The organism is Advenella sp. FME57 (assembly GCF_014897675.1).
Classification (GTDB): domain Bacteria; phylum Pseudomonadota; class Gammaproteobacteria; order Burkholderiales; family Burkholderiaceae_B; genus Advenella.
The window spans coordinates 1-20,247 of sequence record NZ_JABUXU010000012.1; the positions used below are offsets into that span (position 1 = coordinate 1).

Consider the following 20,247-nt stretch of genomic DNA (forward strand, 5'->3'; position numbering starts at 1 on the left):
CCCGCGCGGGGTGCTTCGTGCGTCCTCCATTGCGTCCCCCCTTGGCCGATGATCCCGTGCCATACGCGTTATCTGCCGCCAATTCAGCTAAAATAATGAGCTTATCAATGCTCTGTTGCTGCTGCGCTCGCCTGTCGTTGCTGGCGCGACATGGGCCATAACGAAAATCGGGAGACTCAGATGATGATACGTTTCAAGCCGTGGTTTCTGGCTGTCGGGCTGTTGCCGGCAGCGATGACAGCATGGGCGCAAACCCCCAAGTTTACGGAACCGGTCACATTAACGGTTGGATATGTTCCCGGAGGGGCAAGTGATAACGCGGCGCGGATTCTGGCCAGGGCTCTGGCCAAGGAAATCGGAGTGCCCGTCATTGTGGAAAACAAACCGGGCGGCGGCGGCAGGATTGCTGCGGCTGACCTGAAAAACACAAAGAAAGGCGCGAACGTTCTGATGCTGGGAAACCCGGCAGTCACCGTGATTGCGCCGATCGTTTTTTCTGATCTCAATTACGATCCGCAAGCGGATTTCAAGCCGGTTTCTCTCGTCACCGAATATAGTTTTGCGCTTGGCGTGCCGGCATCCAGCAAGATCAATTCAGTTGAGCAATTCGTACAATGGGCCAAAGCCAATCCGCAGCAGCTCAATATCGGCGTGCCGGCAACAGGCAGCCTGCCTCACTTTTTTGGCCTCATGCTGGCCGACACACTCGGACTGAAGCCGGAAATTGTCGGCTATAAAGGATCATCGCAATTGCTCACAGACCTGGCGGGCGCCAATATTCCGGTTGCCATCGATACGCTGGATACCTTCATCCCCATGGCCAAAGGTGGCAAGGTGAAGGTGTTGGGCGTTTCCAGCGAAAAGCGGGACGCAAGCCTGCCCGATGTCGCGCCGTTTCACGAGGCCGGGATCAATATCCGAGCGACAGGCTGGAACGCCGTATTTGCGCCGTCCTCCATGGACGATGAAGTTGTGACCTATCTGGGCGATGCCATCAGTAAAGCCATGGCTGACGCGACGGTTCAGAAAGAGATCCGTTCGGTCAATCTTGTCCCAGTGCAAGCCAATGCCGCACAGACACGCAAGGCGATTGATGCATTCAGACAGCAATGGGAACCTGTTGTTCGTGATTCCGGCTTCAAGGTAGGCAAGTAAACAAGATATGGCAAAAGTAAAAAACGTATTGTTCGTCATGGCGGATCAACTTCGGGCCGATCATCTGAGTTGTTATGGGCATCCCCATCTTCAGACGACGCATATTGACAGCCTTGCCAGGCGGGGCGTCCTGTTCGAGCAGGCCTTTGTCAACTCGGGGGTGTGCGGGCCGTCTCGGATGAGCTATTACACCGGTCGCTATCCGTCCTCACACGGCGCAACATGGAATCGTGTGCCGTTGTCCATTGACGAAGCGACCCTGGGCGAGTATCTGAAGGCACGCGACATTGATCTGGTGCTGGCCGGCAAGACCCACGTGATGCCGGATAACCACGGACTGGAGCGATTGAACATCGATGGCCAGAGCGAACTTGGCGTGCTCTTGCGACAAGGCGGTTTCGTGCAGCTTGACCGCTATGACGGTCATCATGAACCCGGGGCAGAAAGCGGTTATCCTGCTTATTTGAAAGCGCAGGGCTACGATAGCCCGGATCCGTGGACCGACTATGTCATTGCGGTAGAGGATGACCAGGGCCAGGTGCAAAGCGGCTGGCATATGCGCAATGTCAATTTTCCTGCCCGGGTAAAAGAAGCGCATTCCGAAACCGCATATATGACCAATTGCGCCATATCGTATATGCAATCGGCCGGCGATAAACCATGGGTGATGCACTTGAGTTACGTCAAGCCGCATTGGCCTTATGTGGCGCCGGCTCCGTATCATGCAATGTACTCGCCGCAACAGTGCCTGCCCGTGCGCCGGACCGAGTACGAAAAAGAACATGCGCACCCGGTGGTGCAAGCCTATCGCCAGCAGGAGGAAAGTCTCAGTTTCTCCAGCGATGAGTGTGTGGCGCGGGTGCGCCCGGCTTACCAAGGACTGATCAAACAGCTGGACGACCATCTGGGCAGGCTTTTCGATTACATGGAATCTGCGGGTCTGATGGACAACACACTGGTCATCATTACCGCCGATCATGGTGACCTGCTGGGCGATCACTGGCTTGGCGAGAAGGAACTATTTTACGATGTCGTGCAACGGGTTCCGCTGATCATCTATGATCCTTCCGAGCAGGCCGATGCGACCCGCGGCCGACGCGAATCACGGCTGGTGGAAAGCGTGGATATCGTGCCGACCATATTGGCGGCGCTGGACATGCACATCCCGGCCCATCGGGTTGAGGGGCGGCAGCTTCAGCCTCTCGTCCATAACGAGTCGGTAACCTGGCGCGATTGTGTCTTTTCTGAACTGGATTACAGTTATCGGCAAGCCAGACTGACGTTGGGCAAATCCACAAGCGAATGCCGGGCGTGGTCGGTGCGTACAGACCGGTGGCGTTATGTTTACTGGAGTACAGAGAGACCCCAGTTGTTTGACTTGCAGAACGATCCGGACGAATTCAATGATTTGGGGGACCACCCCGAGTATGAATCGATCAGGCGTCAGATGAAACAGCGGCTGCTGGACTGGTTTGCCGGCCTTAAACGGCGCACGACCGTGACCGAAGAGGAAGTGGATAAGCAGACGAATAAATACAAGCAGGCCGGCGTGTTCTACGGGCAGTGGTGAGTGGAATCAGAGTGACATATTTACCCGGATCGGCCTGTGCGATGGGCAACAGGGCTGGCGGATCACTGGCGGCTGCCGGCAATATGGCAGAACGGATGCACATGTGTCCGTGGCACGAGCCTGCCTGTTGATTGAATTGGCTGCCAGGATTGAACTTGATGTCATCTGAAATATTGCGCTGGCTGATCGCGATCATCGTGATCGCACCGGTACCGCCGGTGTTCGCGGCAACCTGGCTTGAAGGCTGGGTAGTGGCGGTTGCAGACGGAGACACGCTGACCATCCTGGATAAGGCCAGGCAGCAGCACAAAATCCGGCTGGCCCAGATTGACGCACCGGAATCCGGTATGCCATACGCACGGGCTGCCAAAAAGTTTTTGTCTGATACCGTCTATCGCAGGACCGTGACAGTGCAGGCAGGCAAACGCGACCGCTATGGACGGGTGGTTAGCACCGTTTATCTGGACCAGGAAAATATTAATATGCAGATGGTTTCCAGTGGCTACGCATGGGCCTATCGGAACTATGTCACGGACACTGCCTATTACAAAGCGGAAGATCTGGCCCGACGCCTGCGTCGCGGCTTATGGAAAGACAAAAAACCTGTGCCGCCCTGGCAGTGGCGTCGTCAGAAACAACGCTAGCTAATGGCTGCAGCCTGAGGGCGTGCATGGCGTTGCAGGGCCTTGCGATACACGTTTTCTGTCGCGCTGATAAATTTTGCCTGACCGAAACGCTGTTCGCTTTTGCTGCGGGCAGCGCGCCCCATATTGCGCAGATCGTAATGACCCTGAACGATTTGCTCCAGCAAGGCGGCCAAAGCTTGCGGATCGCGCGGCGGGATCACCCAGCCGTCCGTTTCGGCGTCAATGTTTTCCGGAAGTCCCCCTTGCCGGGTCACGATTACCGGTTTGCCCATAGCCATCATTTCACGGCATGCGAACGATATTGTTTCAACACGATAGGATAGAACAAAGCCGACATCAATGGCGCCGATAAAGGATCGGACATCGTCCAGATCGCCCACGAAACTGATGTGCCTGGTCATGCCCAGTTGCTGCACTTCATCCAGCAGCTTTTGCGGGGCGCGCGGGCCGGCGATCGCAATATGCAGGCGATCGAGCCGGCGCGGGTCCAGTTGCGCCAGCGCGCGCACCATGTCTATCCAGCCCTTGTACTCTGTCGTACCGGCGTTGCTGCCCAGCAGAATGCGCGAATCGTCGGCCAAACCCAGAATGGATTGACGCATCGAGCGGGTATCGCCGCCGTTACGAGCGCTAAAATAGTCTGTATTGATGCCGTTGTGAATGGTCGTGACGCCGGCTCGATCGTAGGGGCCGCCGGCCAGTCGATCGGCGACAAAATCACATACGGCAATGCAGTGATCTGTCCCGAAACGGGCGCGCAGCCGTGAACCGACAGAGTCTGTTGCATGGTCATTGTGTTTAGTGAAAACAATCGCAGGCTTGCGGCGCAACCCCAGCATGGCAAGCATGACCAGGCGGTGATCCGCAGTCCCGTTGACGTGTACGACATCATATTGGCCCTTGCGCATAATACCGCACAGGTGGGTGGCTGCGGCTGGCAATTGTTGCAGTTTGCTGGGGTAATCCTGTGCGTATACCTGAACCTCGTCAATTGCACTTGCAATACGGAAGAGGGCGCTTTGCGCAGGAACGGCAACTGCAATATCGTGATCGGGGTTAAGCCCGGCGATCAGTCTGCTGATGTACGAGGTATGGCCCCCAATGCCGGGGCTGGTGTGAAAGTTGGTATACAGTATTTTCATTTTTTGGTTGGGGTTCCCGGTTGATCTGGACCAATTGCCTTGTTGAAGGCCCGACTGGCTAGAGGATCCACGATCAGCGTGAGCAATGATTGTGCATGGCACAAAGCTTACTACCGCCCTCGTAGACAGCCGATGGGCGGTAACCGTAAGAAAGATTCTTGATGGCTTGAATACAGGAAAATGTGTAATAAAAAGTGCAACTTGTGTCATTCGTTTCTACATGCACCAAAAGCAGGCAAAACACGAGCAGGCACCGATATCAGACGGACTGCCACGCCGCGTTCTTTAAACTCTTAAAGTGATAAAAAAAAATCATATACTTCAAAAAAAAGACTGCCCGGTGCTGGCACTGGCAAGTATCGGATTCATATCGCCCACGCCAGTTAGTGCGCTAGCGGTGGTGGTGCAAGTTGCAGGAGAGCAGGCCGGGGTGAAAGACCTCGGTAGGCGTTGACCGAGTGCTTGTGAAACGGGAAAAATCTATTAACGAATGCGCTCATGGTTGGCATCGGGCGCGAGTGCAACCGGGGCGCCTGAATGCAAGGCGCTACGGGCCGCTTCCCTTGCCGCGACGACGATAAAATCGGTGCGTGTCATGCCGCGAGCGCTGGCAGCGCGATCGATCAGCACAATATCGTCATTTTTGATCCGCAGACTGCATGCATCGCGTCTGCGGTTGGTCGATTGCGTATTCATGATGGCTCCAGTCTGTGCGCAAGGCGGTCCGTGCAGCTGGTGTCATTGTAGGCGGCGCATCTTTCAGTAATTTGACACTGTTTGTTCGTGGCGCGTGTGATAATGAATTGCTCTTTGGCTCGGTTTTTTGCAATGCTACTATTGAATGGTACAACAGGAGAATATGATGAAGATTTTGATGATACTCACCTCACACGCCACACTGGGTGCGACAGGCAAACCAACCGGCTTCTGGTTGGAAGAATTTGCGGCTCCTTATTATGCGTTCCTCGATAGTGGCGCCGACATCACGCTGGCGTCTCCGCTGGGCGGACAGCCGCCGCTGGATCCAAAAAGCGATGAGCCAGACGCCCAGACAGCAGCGACTCAACGCTTCAAGAACGATCCGCAGGCACAGTCCGTGCTGGCAACTACGCAGCGTCTGGCCGATGTGAAGGCCGGATCATTTGACGCCGTCTTTTTCCCCGGGGGACATGGGCCCTTATGGGATCTGGCGGAAAACGGCTACGTCATGGCGTTGATCAAAGACGTTTATTCAAGTGGCAAGATCGTGTCCGCTGTCTGTCATGCTCCCGCTGTGTTTCGCCACGTGAAAACGGCTGAGGGTCAGTTTCTGGTTAACGATAGGAACGTGACTGGATTCAGTAACGCAGAAGAAGAGGCGGTGGGACTGACCGATGTTGTTCCCTTTCTGGTTGAGAATATGCTCAAAGACCATGGCGCCCACTATACCAGCGGCGATGATTGGCAGCCGCATATCGTTGTCGACGGCAGGCTAATTACAGGGCAGAATCCGGCCTCTTCAGTTGGTGTGGCCGATGCGGTGATCAGGCAGTTGCAGCAGAACAAATCATAAAGCATCGCATGTTGGTTCGCCCTGGCGCATCGCTGCCGGTATTGCTCGCATGCCGCCCGGTTCTGCAGCGTCGCCACGGTAGCGCGCGCAGCCTTGCATTGCTGCAGACACTGGTAAAAAATAAAATTTAACAACGTGTTTTTGCAAGGAGACAATATGAAACACAAAAGCAGACCGCCGCACACAACCGGATGGCAGCTGGCCACCGGCACTGCCCTGGCCCTGGCGACTGGCATTGTGCTGGCTGCACCCGTGGCCAAGGTGCATGACCTGGCCAAGAGCGAACAGCCAGCCTACCTGGATACACTGCGTGACTTGGTGCACATTGAGTCCGGCAGCAGGGATATTGAAGGGGTAGCGAAAATTGCGAGGTTTGTCGCTGACCGGCTCAGGCATTTGGGCGCAGAAACTGAGATTATCGAGCCCAAGGATGTCTATCGCATGGACGACACGCCCGAGAAAACCGGGCCGGTCGTGCATGCAACCATCACAGGGACAGGGCAATCAAAAATCATGATGATTGCGCATATGGATACCGTGTACCAAAAAGGGGACCTCAAAGATCAGCCGTTTCGTGTTGATGGCGACAAGGCCTATGGTCTGGGTATTGCAGATGACAAACAAGGCGTGGCTGCCATCCTGCATGTGGTTGATATGTTGAAAAAACTGGACTACAAGCAGTTTGGGACGGTGACCGTGGTCTTGAACTCTGATGAGGAAATCAGCTCGCCGGGCGCTCGTGCGTTGATCACGAAATTTGCCGAGGACCAGGATGCGGTATTCTCCTTTGAAAGCGGAGGCAAAGACGGGGGTGTGCGGCTAGCAACCAGCGGTATCGGTGCGGCGTATCTGAAAGTCCATGGCAAATCGTCCCATGCAGGAGCCCGGCCCGAAGGCGGCGTCAATTCATTGTACGAGCTGGCGCACCAGGTATTGCAAATGAAAGACTTGTCCAAACCCGAAGAAGGTCTAAAGTTAAACTGGACCCTGGCCAAGGTGGGCACGGTACGCAACATGATTCCAGCCGAAGCGACTGCTCAGGCCGATGCGCGGGCATTGAAGGTGCAGGATTTTGACGCACTGGAAAAAGCCATGCAGGAAAAAATCAAGAACACGTTAGTGCCGGAGGCCAAGGTAGCGCTTAAATTCGAAGTGCGGCGTCCGCCGCTTGAAGCCAGCGAGATTGGTCGCAAACTGGCTGCGCATGCCCAGGGCATTTATAAGAATGAGCTGGCGCTGGACATGAGTGTGGCCGACAAGGCGACCGGTGGCGGAACCGATGCGGCGTTTGCCGCTGTGAAAAGCCGCGGGGGGGTGATCGAAGGCTTTGGCCTGAGCGGATTTGGCGCACATTCGAACAATGCCGAATATGTGCAAATTCCAACCATTGTGCCGCGTTTGTATCTGGCTACCCGCATGATCATGGACATATCGGAAGGAAAAATGACGCCCTGAAGCTGGTTGATTGGGTCAAAGACAGTGCGACCGGCGTTTTTCAGCCGATGCCGCGTAGCACTGTTCTGCAGCGCATTTATCAGCCCACGGATAGCACCCACGAAACTGCACCCCAAAGGTTGGATTGATGTCCAACTTATGGGGGCAGATCACACGCCGTGAGCTGATGACTATTGCAGCGGCATCGACTGGCTTTCCAGCTGCAACAGTGTTCGCTTGGCATCCAGGCCACCTGCAAATCCGGTCAGTTTGCCCGAGCTGCCCACGACGCGATGACAAGGCGTGACAATGGATACGGGATTGCGGCCGACTGCTGCGCCAACTGCACGGGAGGCTGCAGGGTTTCCTGCCAGTTGGGCAAGTTGCCGATAGCTGCGGGTCTGCCCAAAAGGAATGGTCAGCAACAGCGCCCATACTTTTTTCTGGAATGGCGTGCCTTGCATATCCAGATCGAGCTCAAAGCGATCGCGCTTGCCCGCAAAATATTCCTTCAGTTGTGCTTGCGTCTGCTGCAATACAGGATGCGTATCGTCACGCTGCAGGCTGCCCAACTTCACACGGCCGGGTCTGTCGTTCTCCCACAATATGGCGGCCAGGGCATTGTCTCTGGCAACCAGTGTCAGCTCGCCTAAGGTAGAGGGCATGATGGTGTATGAATAGGGCATTCTGATTTCTCCGGTTGCGGACCAACTCTGAATATCACAGGCCAGTATAACGATGGTTTGAGATAGCCAGGCGTCACGATGATGTTCGAGGGTCAGGTTTGATAACAACGGTGTCACTATACTGCGATCCGGCTTTGGCCACACTCCGCCTCTTGCGCTTGAATCAGGCGGGTTTTCCCATGCATTTGCCTGCTGTAGACCACCGCAAAAGAAGTCACCCCGCGTGGCGGCTGGGCTATACTTTCAATATCGATGATCATGCCAGGCGCAATGATCACAAGTGGAGTAATACGCCTACAGGAGCATACGGAATGAACCATAACAGCCAGATTGATGCCAGCACCCGGCAGGATGTATCCTCCAGCGGTGGCCACGATCTTGCCTACCAGAGCGGCTTTGGCAATGAATATGCCAGTCAGGCCATTGCCGGTGCGCTGCCGCAGGGCAGGAACAGTCCCCAACAGGGCCCGCGGGGTCTGTACACCGAACTGATTTCAGGGACCGCCTTTACCGCGCCGCGCCATGAAAACCGGCGCACCTGGATGTATCGCCGTCAACCTTCCGTTGTCGCCGGTCACTATGAACCTTTTGAGCAGCCATATTGGCAAACGGGGGCGGATCCGACGATTGCCTTGCCTCCCGAGCCATTGCGCTGGGCGCCCTGGAGCAATGATCATCCCCAGGCCGATTTCATTGACGGCATGCGAACCATTGCGGCCAATGGCGGGCCCGACGTGCAAAGTGGTGTGGCGATCCATATCTATATTGCCGATCGTCCGATGGCCCGACGAGCGTTGGTCAATGCAGACGGCGAGATGCTGATCGTGCCGCAACAGGGGACATTGCTGATTACAACCGAAATGGGCCTGTTACAGGTTCAGCCACGGGAAATTGTCATTATTCCCCGTGGTGTTGCATTCAAAGTCGAGCCAATAGACGGCACCGGGCAGCCGGCCCGGGGCTATGTCTGCGAGAATTACGGGGCGCAGTTCCGTTTGCCGGAGCTGGGGCCGATCGGTTCCAACGGCCTGGCCAATGCGCGCGACTTTCTGGCCCCGGTTGCCGCTTTTGAAGATACCGTGGGCGAGTATGAACTGATCCGAAAATTCGGCGGCCGTCTCTGGCGTGTGCCCCTGCATAGTTCACCCTTCAATGTCGTGGCCTGGCATGGCAATCTGAGCCCGGTGAAGTATGACACGGCGCACTTTATGACGATCGGTTCCATCAGCTACGATCATCCTGATCCATCCATTTTCACCGTTCTGACGTCGCCCAGTGACACGCCGGGCACCGCCAACTGCGATTTTGTGATTTTTCCGCCGCGCTGGCTGGTAATGGAAGACACCTTCCGTCCACCATGGTTTCATCGCAATTTCATGAGCGAGTTCATGGGGCTGGTGTATGGTCAATACGATGCCAAGCCGGGCGGATTCAAGCCGGGTGGCGCCAGTTTGCACAACTGCATGGTGCCTCACGGCCCGGATGAAGAGTCCTATGGCAAGGCAACGGCCGCTGAGCTCAAGCCGCAGAAGCTGGATAACACACTGGCATTCATGTTTGAAAGCCGCTACCGTTTTGTACCCACCCAGTTTGCAATGCAGGGGCCCGAGCTTGATAAAAATTATATTGACTGCTGGATGGGGTTGAAAGACCGGTTCGAACGCTAGGCAAAGCGGGCTGACCCATATGGCGGTCATCATTTTCCCGCGCACGCGCGTTTTCATGTTAATTTACTATGAAGTTCATCGCTATTATATTTCTATATACCAAGGAGACGTGCCATGGCTAAAAGTACGAAAGACGATGCAAACCAGAGCGCAGGCAACCCTTTTGCTGAACTGAGCAAAATGTATGAACAGTTTCAGGTTCCAGGACTGGATTTTTCTGCGATCGCAGATGCACGTCGCAAAGATGTGGAAGCGTTGGTGCAGGCCAATAAGGCTGTTTATGATGGCATGCAGGCGCTCGCTGCCAAGCAGGCCGAGATGTTCCGGCAGGCGATGGCCGATATTCAGGGCGCAGCTGGCACTGCAGGCACCAACCCTGCCGCGCAAACCGAACTGGCGCGCAAGGCCTACGAAAAAGCATTGGTCGATATGAAAGAGCTGGCCGAGATTGCGCGGCAATCCCAGACCGAAGCAATGGCCAGCATCAGTGAGAGGGCGACTCAGAATCTGCAGGAAATTCGCGATATGGTCAAAAAGCAATCGGGATAAGTTTTTTGTGTTTGCAACAGGCGCGCAGGCGCAGATTCGTGCCGGCGCGGCCGGCATCAGGTTCAGGGGCGCCCCGTCTCTAATTAGCGCCGCTCAGCTGCAAGCATGCGTCTTCTGATGACCTGCGGGGGATGACCCGTCCAGCGGATGAACGCACGGCGCATGCGCTCCTGGGTCCCAAAACCGACGGCTGCCGCAATCTGCTGGATATTGCCGGTGCCCGACTCCAGTCGGGTGCGGGCCGCTTCTATTCTTAATCGCTCGATTGCCCGTGCCGGGGTCTCTCCCGTCTCGGCTTTGAACATTCTGCTGAACTGACGCACACTCAGGCATGCAATTGCAGCCAGTTGCTCCATATCCCTTATCTCGCGCAGATGCTGTTGCGCATAATCCATCGCCTTCCTGATACGTGCCGTTTCCGGCTCCATCTGCAAAATGGGCGAAAATTGCGACTGGCCGCCAGCTCGCCTTTGGGATACCACCATGTGCTGCGCCACATCACGTGACATGTTACTGCCGCAGTCGTGTTCGATCAGCGCCAGCGCCAGGTCGATGCCGCTGGTGATGCCGGCGGAGGTCCAGATATTGCCGTCGCGCACGAAGATCCGGTCGCCATCCATGCGAACCTGCGGATAGGCTTTCTGCATGCGTGCCACCTGCTGCCAGTGTGTTGTCGCTCGCTTTTGATTGAGCAGCCCCAGTTGCGCAAGAATAAATGCACCGGTACAGACACTGGCAATACGCCGCGATTTTGCTGCCGCCTTGGCAAGCCGCTGCAACGCCGATTCATCTTCAAGCAATGCGCCAACGCCCTGACCGCCGCAGACAATCAGCGTGTCAGGCGCCTGGTCTTCAAGTTTTTCAGACAAGACACTCACACCACCGGAACTGGTAATGGCCCCGCCGGTCGCCGACAGCAATGAAATCGTGTAGGGCGAAGGAGCCTGGCGCGTGCTGGCGATCTGGAACGCGGTGTGCGGGCCGGACAGATCAAGCAGCTGGAAGTCTGGAAAAATATAGAAGGCGATCTTCATGATGGCTGAAAAGGTTGGAAATGTGTCATTCAGGACAAGTATAGCTGCGTTAGACTGCATTGATCGCGAACCGTTACTTTTTGGAGAACGCCATGGCTGAACCGGATGTTGCACCCATTACCATTGTCATACCGCTCTACCAGGGCGTGACCCAGCTGGATTTCACCGGCCCGCATCAGTTCTTTTCCCGCTTGCCTGGCACCGAGGTGATTGTGGCGTCAATCGAAGCCCAGCCTGTCAGCGCCGATGGGCTTGTTTTTTCCGGATTACATGACCTGGGCCAGGTGAGCCGCTGTGATGTCCTGTGCGTGCCCGGTGGCCTCGGGTGCACCGAGGCGATGGAGTCAGATGACTATATGAACAGCATCCGGCGTCTGGCGCAGGCAGCCACATATGTGACCTCGGTGTGTACGGGTTCGCTGATTCTGGGCGCGGCTGGTTTGCTCAAAGGCAGGCGTGCTGCGTGTCACTGGGCATGGCGTGACCAGTTGCCGGCCTTTGGCGCCATTGCCGATGAAGGCAGAGTAGTCCAGGACGGTAATATCATTACGGGAGGCGGTGTTACCGCCGGTATTGATTTTGCGCTTACGGTGATCAGTGAATTATTTGACGAGCGCACTGCGCAAATGATTCAGCTTGGACTTGAGTACGCGCCACAGCCGCCGTTTGACGCAGGCAGACCCGAGCTGGCGCCTGCCTTGGTTCTGGATGAAGTAACCCGGCGCATGTCCGCCAGTATGGCGGAGCGCCGGTCCCAAATAAGCAAGGCGGCGCAGCGCCTGGTATAGCAATAGCGGGTGCGCAAGGAAGTTAGCCATTCTATAACCATCACGTCCGTGATATATTGCATGCATTGCAAAGTGTGACCAAAATATATCCGGAACGTATGCCTGTGTTCGAGCCAAAAAACCGCGCTGCTGCCTCTGTCCTTGGATGGGCCCTCTTGTACTGGGCAGCAGCCTATATCTCCCTGATGCTGGACGATCCGCTGTCGCACGTGGGCTTTGTCTGGTTCCCCGCAGGCGTTGGCGTGGCCGCTTTTTTGGTCAGCGATTATCGGCGCTGGCCCTGGTTGCTGGCGGCGTTTTTTATTGCCCATCTGATTGCGGATATCAACTTCGGTCATGATATTCCCATCGCCGTGCCGCTTGCGATCATTACGCTGACCTCGGATATGGCCACCGCCTGGATCGTGAGCAGATATGCTCAGAACAAAGATGGTCTGCAGATCGTGCTGCGCTGGATAGTTGCCACATTCGTCATCAGTGCAGTTGCCGCGGTACTGAGTGCCGGGTGGCTGACACTGTTTGATAATGCGCCGTTTGACGAACTGGTCTGGGTCTGGTGGGGGGCGCATGCCTCGGGTGTACTGTATCTGACCGCTGTCGTGATGGGGCTGCGTGGCTATCAACTTGGGAGTACCAACACCGGTACCAAAGCGATCGTGGTGGGAGTGGCGTCCCTGATACTGATGGTAATCTGTGCATGGCTCATTTTCGACGCTGAGCAGATGGACATGACACGCCGTCATGCGCCATGGCGAGCCACGCTGGTATTTGCGCTGACCGGAATCCCTGTTGTTCTGGCTGTGGTCGCAGCGATTTCCTGCGGCAACCGCATGGGCTCGCTGGCCCTGCTATGTCTGGGCGCCATCGTTATCTATCATTCTTCGCAAGGCACGGGTCCGTTTTTCCTCAAGTCGCTGCGGCCGGGCGAGTCGCTTTTGCTGGCGCAGTGCTATTTGGTGGGCACCGCGCTGTTGATTGTTTTTCTGCGCGTCTTTACACAGACGGTCAAGCGATATGGCGGGGTCCGGGAGCAGCGACAGGAAACGGCTTTCATGTACCGCCTGGACGCCACTAGTGGGCATATGGACTGGGACGGTCGCATCCATGAGGCCCTGGGCACGGACCAGGAAACCATGAGCAGCGCAACGCAGATTCTGGCCATGGCGCATCCCGATGACCGTTCTGCACTTGCGGCCATGTTGGCAACCGATGGCGACAAATCAGGTGGTGAGCAGGCAGCGGAATTTCGATTGAAATCGGCGGCAACCGACTGGATTCGGATCCGCGCGACTGCGCCCGTGCTTATCAGCGAGCCGGACAAAGCCATTCTGGTTGGCACCTGGCTTGTTGGGCAAGGGGGGCAATCATGATGAGAAAATCCACTGCCTGCGCTGGGTTTGGCTGGAGCGTGTCATGATACAAATCGCTCTGCTATTGTTTGGCGCCAATTTCGTTCGCCGCAATGCTTACCTGCTGGGTATTATGGGGTTTTTATGGCTGGTGGCAGGACTGGTGATTTTCGTGGATGCGTTCGATGGCGTGCGTTACTTTCCACTGACGCTTTTCGGTGTGCTGCTGCTGATCGAAAGCGTGATTACGTTAAGCGTGGCCTCCAGTGGTATTGGCGCGCAAAAGGCAGTGCTATATTTCAAGGGCGGCGGTTTCTTCCTGATTTCGTTGTTGATCCTTGCCAATGAAACCATCAGCAATATGCTGCTTGCCCTTATCCTGGGCATGGCTTATTTTGTGATGGGCCTATTGCAGATGGCTTCGGCATGGGTGGTTCGGTTTCCCAACTGGCGTACTGCGTTTGGGTTCGGCCTGGCAAAAATCGGTTTTGCCCTATTCATGTTCGGCCCTTATCCCAGCCATTACTCGGCAACGATTTCAGTCTTTATCGGTATCACCCTCATGATGGGCGGTCTTGTCACGCTGAACGTTTTTTTAAGGGCGCGTCAGTTGAAGGATGGCACATCCGTATTCGAGCTGTTCGTGCCTTCGGATGTGCTGCCCAAAATCCGCAAGTCGCAGTTGTCCCGACCCGTCAATGACAACGCGCCGTCTGGCCAGACCCAGAGCGAACCCTTGACAGTGCATGTCTGGACCCCCGAAGGCTCATCCAAAGGCGCGCCCGTGCCGCGTCCGGTCATTAACCGGTATATAGCGGCAGTGGATATCAATGGCGTTATCTCCACGGGACATGCTGCGCTGGAGAGGCTGCCCGATACCTATATCAGCCTTTATCCCGGTAGCGATATCGACCGTTCACCCTCCGAGTTCTTTCGCATTCTCAAGGCGACTCGTGACAACGATGTGCCGGGACAATTCCAGCCGGATTACAGTACTGAATCGGCGGCCTGGTGTCCGTCAAACTGGCAGATAAAATTCAATACCTACAATCCGGACGGCCTGCTGCGGTTCTGGCAGGAGTATAGACAGCATGAAATTTACAATCTGACTTACCGCAACTGTTCCAGTTCAGTCAGTTATGCGCTGGAGGCTGCGTTGGACGGCGTACTGCATGACAGGGCTTCGCGCTCATGGCAAGAGGTATTGCGGGTCATGGTCATGCCCGAATTATGGATTGCGGCCCAGATCAGAAAACGCGCTACCACCATGGCATGGACGCCGGGCCTGACGCTGGACTATGCGCGTGCGTTGCGCGCTGTGGTGCACCCGGTCAGTACACCGTGGTTTGCTCGCTTGCTACGTGTGAGCAAGGCCTCGAATGTCTCCATTTCCGGATAAGCCGGCGCATGTGTGCGCAGAACCCCGCAGTGGACAACAACCTGGATTATAGCGGCCCCATTGGACCTTATTGGCGGTCTCATCGGTGGTCCCCATAGCTGATCCCCATAGACGATCCTACCGGCTGTCCTTATGATTCATCATGGCTGTGCGGCTCACGCCGTGATTCAGATGCCTGGCACGCCATCGCGGATGACACGCGAGTAGTTGCTGCCATCCGGGTTGGCGCGCGCCCGATCTGTATAGCGTGCGCGGTTGCGATATTCCTTGATTGAATCGGCACCTCGCAAAGCGCCGACCTTGTACAAATACTCCGGCAGGTAGCCGGAAGCCAGCAGTCGCCAGTTCAGTGGTAGCCCGGGCACAATACGATCCATCATCCGGAATATCAGCGTCGTACAATTTGCCGTGATGGTATGGTAAAAACGTGGCGTGTGAACCAGCCGGTTGGCTTCGTCCAGATATGCCAACAGCAGCGATTGCCGTGCCGCCGGCGCCATATGCACACGATATAAATAACCGTCTTCCTGACGGATATTGCTGCGCACGAAAAGCACATCCTTTTCATCGGCTGCGACAATGCTCAATTCGTACATTTTGAAAAAACCGCCCAGCTCGGAGAAGGCATCGCCAACTTTACGGCGGATCTCGACTGAAAAAACCAGATGCTCATCATCGTTGAAACCGAAAGAAACCAGTGCATGCGCAATGGCGGGGCCGCTCCAGTAGGAAAGGACAAGATCTACCGACGTCAGTTTGCTCAAATCATACTGCCTGGTCTCCCATTGTTCCGTAAAGTGCTCGGGCGAATGCCAGATGAAATTGCGTACGTTTTCAATCGTCATGGTATTGCCAGCCAGTGAGCCGTGCGCCTGGCGAGATACATCGGGTATCCAGTTGCGATCGTTGGCGGCACGAATAGTTCGCCACCAGTACACCAGCGCCAGTATCGACAGGGTATAGGTGATGCCGGCGATGGTTTGCAGGGGTTCAATGGTCGGATTGAGCAGGGCGGCCACAAAGAGGGCGCTGACCAGCGCCCACAGAGCGATCAGCAATCTGCGCCGCACTTTCTGACGGGTGAACTGCACCCATAACGCCAGCGTGCCCCAGATAAAAACGGCGATGACAATGAATGCCAACGTTATTATCATTGTGATAATTGCCAGAGAAAACAACGGTAAACCATATTACAGTAATTTGATGATTCTTTAAAGACAAGCGCCAGGGCACCCGTCTGCGGGCGCCGTTGCCGGTGCTCGGTTATGTGCTGCCTTGCAGGCCTGCTTAGCAACGATATGAGTGGCGGGGCCGCCGTCACCGTCACCTGCGCCTGCTTATACCCGGCCCAAAAAAACACACCGTGGTGTCAGCACGGTGTGATTCGTTTGGCTGCGTCAGTGTTGTCAGCCGTGGCCATTATGAGTAAAGCCCGGCTTGTCCGGGCGTCTGTTATTTGAGCTGACCGTCTTTATTGGTGTCAGCAGCATCAAAGTCACTGGTGACCTGTGTGATCATCTCGTCACTACTGATCTTGCCATCCTTGTTGGCATCAACGGCGGCAAACTGCTCTGTCGTCAGAATAGTTCCGACTTCTTCTGCTGTCAGCGCGTTGTCGCTGTTCTTGTCCAGATTTTTGAATGCGGCGGCCATTGCCTGATTGTATTCTTCTCTGCCAACAGAGCCATCCTTGTTCAAATCAAGCTTGACCAGTTGATCTTGCGGGATTTCTCCACCACTCGATGGCATGGCAGCCTGGGGCATGCCCTGGCCACCTGCGGACGGTGCTGCCTGTCCTGATGGTTGTTCCATGGTCTGGCCGGTACCCTGATTCGTTGTCTGGGCCGTGGCGCTATTGGCGAGAAACATGGCAGAGCCAAGGCTGGCGCTGACTGCGAGTAAAGCGGCGGCAGTTTTGCTTCTCAAAAATGTGTTACTCATATATGAAACTCCTTTCTTTAACGGCGACAGGCAAAAAGCTACCTGTAAATGCCCGTTGCGACAGGTTTGTGGTGAACGACAGGCTCCTGCAGCACCAAATCGACTTTTTATACTAACACCATTCAATCGGCTATTTCATTTGGAATAATGAGGAGATGTAACGGTTTGATTCGCTGCAAAAGCAGGCGTGGCGGGCCTGTTTTCCTGTATTCCATCACAGATTTACCCCTGTTGCTGTGGCGGACAGCAGCGTGCGCCGCTGCGGCCGCCATGCCGCACTAATTAGCGAGTTTTATTGGCTTTCTCGCTATACTCAATCCAGAAGTCTGCATTGTCTACGCCTGCTATCCGGGGATCAAACACGGGGTCCAGACCGGCTTTTTTCTGACGGTCATAATCCTTGAGCACCTTGATCGCCGGTTTGCTCAACAGCACAATGGCGACAAAGTTCAGGTAGCACATACTGCCAAAGCCGATATCACCCAGGCCCCACATCAGGCTGACCGACTCGACGCTGCCCAGATAGACGACAACGAGAAACACAATTTTCAATACGAATTTCAGTATGGGATAGCGCAATTTACTGTCCAGATACACCATGGTGGTTTCAGCGATGTAGTAGTAAGCCATCAACGTGGTAAAGGCAAAGAGGAAGATCGCAACGGCGACAAAACCACTGCCATAATCGGCAAAAAGGGTGGACACTGCCGTCTGGGTATACGCAGTGCCGGCAACCAGTCCTGGTACATGTTCTACCAGCGGCGACGCCGCGCCAGGCGGGATAACGTTGTATGACTCCGTCATCAGGATCATCAATGCCGTAGCGGTGCATACGAGGACAGTGTCGATATAGACCGAGAAGCCCTGTACCAGTCCCTGTTTGGCCGGATGCGAGACTTCCGCAGCAGCCGAGCTGAAGGTGGCTTCACCTGCCCCGGCGACATTGGAAAATACCGCGCGGCGTACTCCCCATGCTATGGCGGTTCCGACAATGCCACCGAAAACGGCATCGGCGCCAAAAGCGCTGGCGACAATAAGTTGCAGCAGTGCAGGAATTTTTTCGACGTTCGCCCCCAGAATGATCACCATCAATATGACATAGGCAATAGCCATGACCGGCACGACCTTATCGGCGACCCGGGCAATGCGCTTGATGCCTCCGAAGATGATCAGGCCGAGTAACGCAGTCACAATGAGGCCAGTGATGTACGAAGGCAGTCCGAAGGCGGTCGAAAAGGATTCGGCAATGGTGTTGGCCTGTATCCCAGGCACCAGCACGCCATAGGAAAGGCAAATGACCGTTGCTGCCACGACTGCGAAGGCCTTCAGGCCCAGGCCTTTTTCGATATAGTAGGGCGAGCCGCCGCGATACTGGTCGTCTGCCCGCTCCTTGTACACTTGCGCCAGGGTTGATTCAATAAATGCACTGGCGCCGCCCAGTAATGCCATCACGATCATCCAGAAAACGGCGCCCGGCCCGCCTGCCGCGATGGCAGTAGCCACCCCTGCGATATTGCCCACACCCACGCGGCCCGATAGCGCCATGCAAAATGCCTGAAAGGAAGAGATGCCATCGGCAGATTCCTTGCGTTCGCGCAACAGCCGAATCATTTCGAAAAAATATCTGAACTGAACGGCGCGGGTGATGATGGTAAAGTAAAGACCCACACCCAATGCAAGATACACGAGGGTGTCCCCCCAGATATACCCGACCAGGGTATTGACGAGTTGCTCCATGATTGACTTCTCCTTTGCAAGCGGTCGTGGCATGTTCTGCCAGCGTAGTTTTTGTAATCAAGCGGGTAAAAAAAAGGCAGACCGGACGTACCGGTTTGCCTTGTCATGCAGTCAGTTCACATACCAGATGGTTTTGGTTTGCAAATACTGGTCAAGCGCCTCTACACCCTTGTCCCGACCACCGAAACCGGACTGCTTGTAGCCGCCAAAAGGCGTTGCAATGCTGCCTTCCGAGAAGCCGTTAACCGACACCGTACCGGCCTTGACGGCTCGGGCAACATGATGGGCTCGTCTCAGGCTGCGTGTGTAAAAGGATGCGGCCAATCCGTAGTTGGAGTTGTTGGCAAGATCAATGGCCTGCTGGTCCGTGTTGAAACTGGTCACTGCCAGCAATGGGCCAAATACTTCTTCCTGGAAAATGGTCATTTCAGGTGTGATATTGTCGAAAATGGTCGGTTCGATATACCATCCGCTTCCCAGGCCGTCGTGAATATTGCCGCCTGCAGCCAGCGTGCCTCCCTGGGCCAGCGTTTTCTCCAGATAGGTTTTGACCTTGTCGAAATGGGCCTGTTCGATCATTGGACCGATGGCGACTGTCTCATCGCGCGGATCGCCCACTTTCCAGTCGGCCAGCCCTGCCTTGAGTCTGGCCAGAAGTGCCTCTTTGATGGATGCGTGCACAATCAGCCGGGATCCGCAGCTGCAATTTTCGCTCATGTTCCAGAACGCAGCAGCCAGGATGGATGGTGCGGCGGCTTCCAGATCGGCATCTTCGAAAACGATTTGCGGGCTTTTTCCTCCGCACTCGAGCACGATTTCCTTCAAATTGCTTTGGGCTGAATACTGCAGAAAATAACGACCCACTTCGGTGGAACCGGTAAAGGAGACCATGTCGACGTCATCATGTCGACCTAGTGCTTCGCCTACCTTTTCCCCCAGGCCGCAAACCAGTGTGAGCGCACCCGGCGGCACGCCCGCCTGATGCGCCAGCTGCACCATGCGATAGGCGCTGAGCGAGGTCAGTTCTGCAGGCTTGACCACAACTGAATTGCCGGCCGCCAGTGCGGGCGCCACTTTCCAAGCGAACATCTGGGCAGGAAAATTCCATGGCAGGACAACCCCAACGACGCCCATGGGCTCCCTGACAACCAGGCCCAACGCTTCTTTTCCAGTAGGCGCCACCTTGTCGAACAGTTTGTCGATGACTTCTGCGTACCAGTAAAACGTCTCGATGGTGGCCGGCATATCGGTGTTGATGCATTCAGTAATCGGCTTGCCTGCATCGATACAGTCGAGTGCCGCCAGTTCTTCCAGGTTGGCCTGGAGCAGGGCGGCCCAGCGCAACAGAATTTGCTTTCGTTCTGCCGGCGCAAGTTCCGACCACTCACCTGACACAAACGAAGCGCGCGCAGCGGTGACAGCTGCATCTATGTCGCGACCCTCACCGTCGGCAATATGGCCGATCACCGAGTTGTCGATCGGGCTGCGGTTCTCCAGTTTGCCGCCTGTGCTACTGTGATTCGGGATCAGGTGGCCGGCCCAGAGTTCTGCCCGGGCCGCCTGTTCAAAAATGGTGTCTTTGGTCAATGTCATCTCA

General features: G+C 55.6%; 18 protein-coding genes. 10 read left to right on the forward strand and 8 right to left on the reverse strand.

The genetic code is table 11. From position 1 onward, the window contains the following. Nucleotides 1–180 precede the first annotated feature (180 nt). The 3 genes from INT32_RS14420 to INT32_RS14430 all read left to right on the forward strand — a co-directional run bounded on the left by INT32_RS14420 (nucleotide 181) and on the right by INT32_RS14430 (nucleotide 3,369). A complete protein-coding gene (locus INT32_RS14420; protein WP_193089446.1) occupies nucleotides 181–1,155 on the forward strand; it encodes a tripartite tricarboxylate transporter substrate binding protein in 975 nt (324 codons plus the stop codon). Nucleotides 1,156–1,162: 7 nt separating this feature from the next. Beyond that, on the forward strand, nucleotides 1,163–2,725 hold the full coding sequence (locus INT32_RS14425) for a sulfatase-like hydrolase/transferase (RefSeq protein ID WP_193089447.1): 1,563 nt from the start codon (nucleotides 1,163–1,165) through the stop codon (nucleotides 2,723–2,725). Nucleotides 2,726–2,883: 158 nt separating this feature from the next. After that, nucleotides 2,884–3,369 (forward strand): thermonuclease family protein, encoded by a 486-nt coding sequence (locus tag INT32_RS14430; RefSeq protein ID WP_193089448.1) that lies wholly within the window; start codon nucleotides 2,884–2,886, stop codon nucleotides 3,367–3,369. On the opposite strand, the gene INT32_RS14435 is transcribed toward INT32_RS14430, so the two are convergent. Both INT32_RS14435 and INT32_RS14440 read right to left on the reverse strand, forming a co-directional pair. Next, nucleotides 3,366–4,514: a glycosyltransferase family 4 protein gene (locus tag INT32_RS14435; protein ID WP_193089449.1), complete on the reverse strand. Its 1,149-nt coding sequence runs from the start codon at nucleotides 4,512–4,514 to the stop codon at nucleotides 3,366–3,368. The two genes, INT32_RS14430 and INT32_RS14435, sit on opposite strands and share 4 nt — an antisense overlap. A gap of 483 nt (nucleotides 4,515–4,997) precedes the next feature. Beyond that, nucleotides 4,998–5,210 (reverse strand): DUF1778 domain-containing protein, encoded by a 213-nt coding sequence (locus INT32_RS14440; RefSeq protein WP_193089450.1) that lies wholly within the window; start codon nucleotides 5,208–5,210, stop codon nucleotides 4,998–5,000. Between the two features lie 166 nt (nucleotides 5,211–5,376). On the opposite strand from INT32_RS14440, the gene INT32_RS14445 reads away from it, so the two are divergent. Further along, the gene (locus INT32_RS14445; protein WP_193089546.1) at nucleotides 5,377–6,066 is read left to right on the forward strand and encodes a type 1 glutamine amidotransferase domain-containing protein; all 690 of its coding nucleotides are present in this window, start codon (nucleotides 5,377–5,379) and stop codon (nucleotides 6,064–6,066) included. A gap of 156 nt (nucleotides 6,067–6,222) precedes the next feature. Beyond that, nucleotides 6,223–7,521, forward strand: coding sequence for a M20/M25/M40 family metallo-hydrolase (locus tag INT32_RS14450; protein ID WP_193089451.1), 1,299 nt, complete (start codon nucleotides 6,223–6,225; stop codon nucleotides 7,519–7,521). A 170-nt stretch (nucleotides 7,522–7,691) separates the two neighbouring features. Here INT32_RS14450 and INT32_RS14455 read toward each other — a convergent pair whose 3' ends face one another. Continuing rightward, nucleotides 7,692–8,186 (reverse strand): methylated-DNA--[protein]-cysteine S-methyltransferase, encoded by a 495-nt coding sequence (locus tag INT32_RS14455; RefSeq protein ID WP_193089452.1) that lies wholly within the window; start codon nucleotides 8,184–8,186, stop codon nucleotides 7,692–7,694. 311 nt (nucleotides 8,187–8,497) lie between these two features. Between INT32_RS14455 and hmgA the strand changes: the two genes are divergently transcribed. Further along, nucleotides 8,498–9,853 carry a homogentisate 1,2-dioxygenase gene (hmgA, locus tag INT32_RS14460; protein ID WP_226817078.1) on the forward strand — a complete coding sequence of 452 codons (1,356 nt, stop codon included), beginning with the start codon at nucleotides 8,498–8,500 and terminating at the stop codon, nucleotides 9,851–9,853. 114 nt (nucleotides 9,854–9,967) lie between these two features. Beyond that, entirely contained in the window at nucleotides 9,968–10,402 is a 435-nt protein-coding gene (phaP, locus tag INT32_RS14465) for a TIGR01841 family phasin (protein WP_193089453.1), read from the forward strand. A gap of 83 nt (nucleotides 10,403–10,485) precedes the next feature. Here phaP and INT32_RS14470 read toward each other — a convergent pair whose 3' ends face one another. Continuing rightward, a complete protein-coding gene (locus tag INT32_RS14470; protein WP_193089454.1) occupies nucleotides 10,486–11,436 on the reverse strand; it encodes a GlxA family transcriptional regulator in 951 nt (316 codons plus the stop codon). Between the two features lie 92 nt (nucleotides 11,437–11,528). Between INT32_RS14470 and INT32_RS14475 the strand changes: the two genes are divergently transcribed. The 3 genes from INT32_RS14475 to INT32_RS14485 all read left to right on the forward strand — a co-directional run bounded on the left by INT32_RS14475 (nucleotide 11,529) and on the right by INT32_RS14485 (nucleotide 14,972). Further along, entirely contained in the window at nucleotides 11,529–12,224 is a 696-nt protein-coding gene (locus tag INT32_RS14475; protein ID WP_193089455.1) for a DJ-1/PfpI family protein, read from the forward strand. Between the two features lie 104 nt (nucleotides 12,225–12,328). Next, the gene (locus INT32_RS14480; RefSeq protein WP_193089456.1) at nucleotides 12,329–13,594 is read left to right on the forward strand and encodes an MASE1 domain-containing protein; all 1,266 of its coding nucleotides are present in this window, start codon (nucleotides 12,329–12,331) and stop codon (nucleotides 13,592–13,594) included. Between the two features lie 43 nt (nucleotides 13,595–13,637). Further along, complete coding sequence (locus tag INT32_RS14485) at nucleotides 13,638–14,972, forward strand: HdeD family acid-resistance protein (protein ID WP_193089457.1); 1,335 nt, start codon at nucleotides 13,638–13,640, stop codon at nucleotides 14,970–14,972. A gap of 167 nt (nucleotides 14,973–15,139) precedes the next feature. Here the strand turns inward: INT32_RS14485 and INT32_RS14490 are convergent, their stop codons facing one another. The 4 genes from INT32_RS14490 to INT32_RS14505 form a co-directional block, all read right to left on the reverse strand. Then, on the reverse strand, nucleotides 15,140–16,126 hold the full coding sequence (locus INT32_RS14490) for a DUF4105 domain-containing protein (RefSeq protein ID WP_193089458.1): 987 nt from the start codon (nucleotides 16,124–16,126) through the stop codon (nucleotides 15,140–15,142). 298 nt (nucleotides 16,127–16,424) lie between these two features. Beyond that, the gene (locus INT32_RS14495; protein ID WP_193089459.1) at nucleotides 16,425–16,913 is read right to left on the reverse strand and encodes an EF-hand domain-containing protein; all 489 of its coding nucleotides are present in this window, start codon (nucleotides 16,911–16,913) and stop codon (nucleotides 16,425–16,427) included. Between the two features lie 282 nt (nucleotides 16,914–17,195). Continuing rightward, nucleotides 17,196–18,650, reverse strand: a complete 1,455-nt coding sequence (locus tag INT32_RS14500) for a sodium:alanine symporter family protein (RefSeq protein ID WP_193089460.1) — start codon at nucleotides 18,648–18,650, stop codon at nucleotides 17,196–17,198. A 111-nt stretch (nucleotides 18,651–18,761) separates the two neighbouring features. Then, nucleotides 18,762–20,243 (reverse strand): aldehyde dehydrogenase, encoded by a 1,482-nt coding sequence (locus INT32_RS14505; protein WP_193089461.1) that lies wholly within the window; start codon nucleotides 20,241–20,243, stop codon nucleotides 18,762–18,764. Nucleotides 20,244–20,247: the final 4 nt, after the last annotated feature.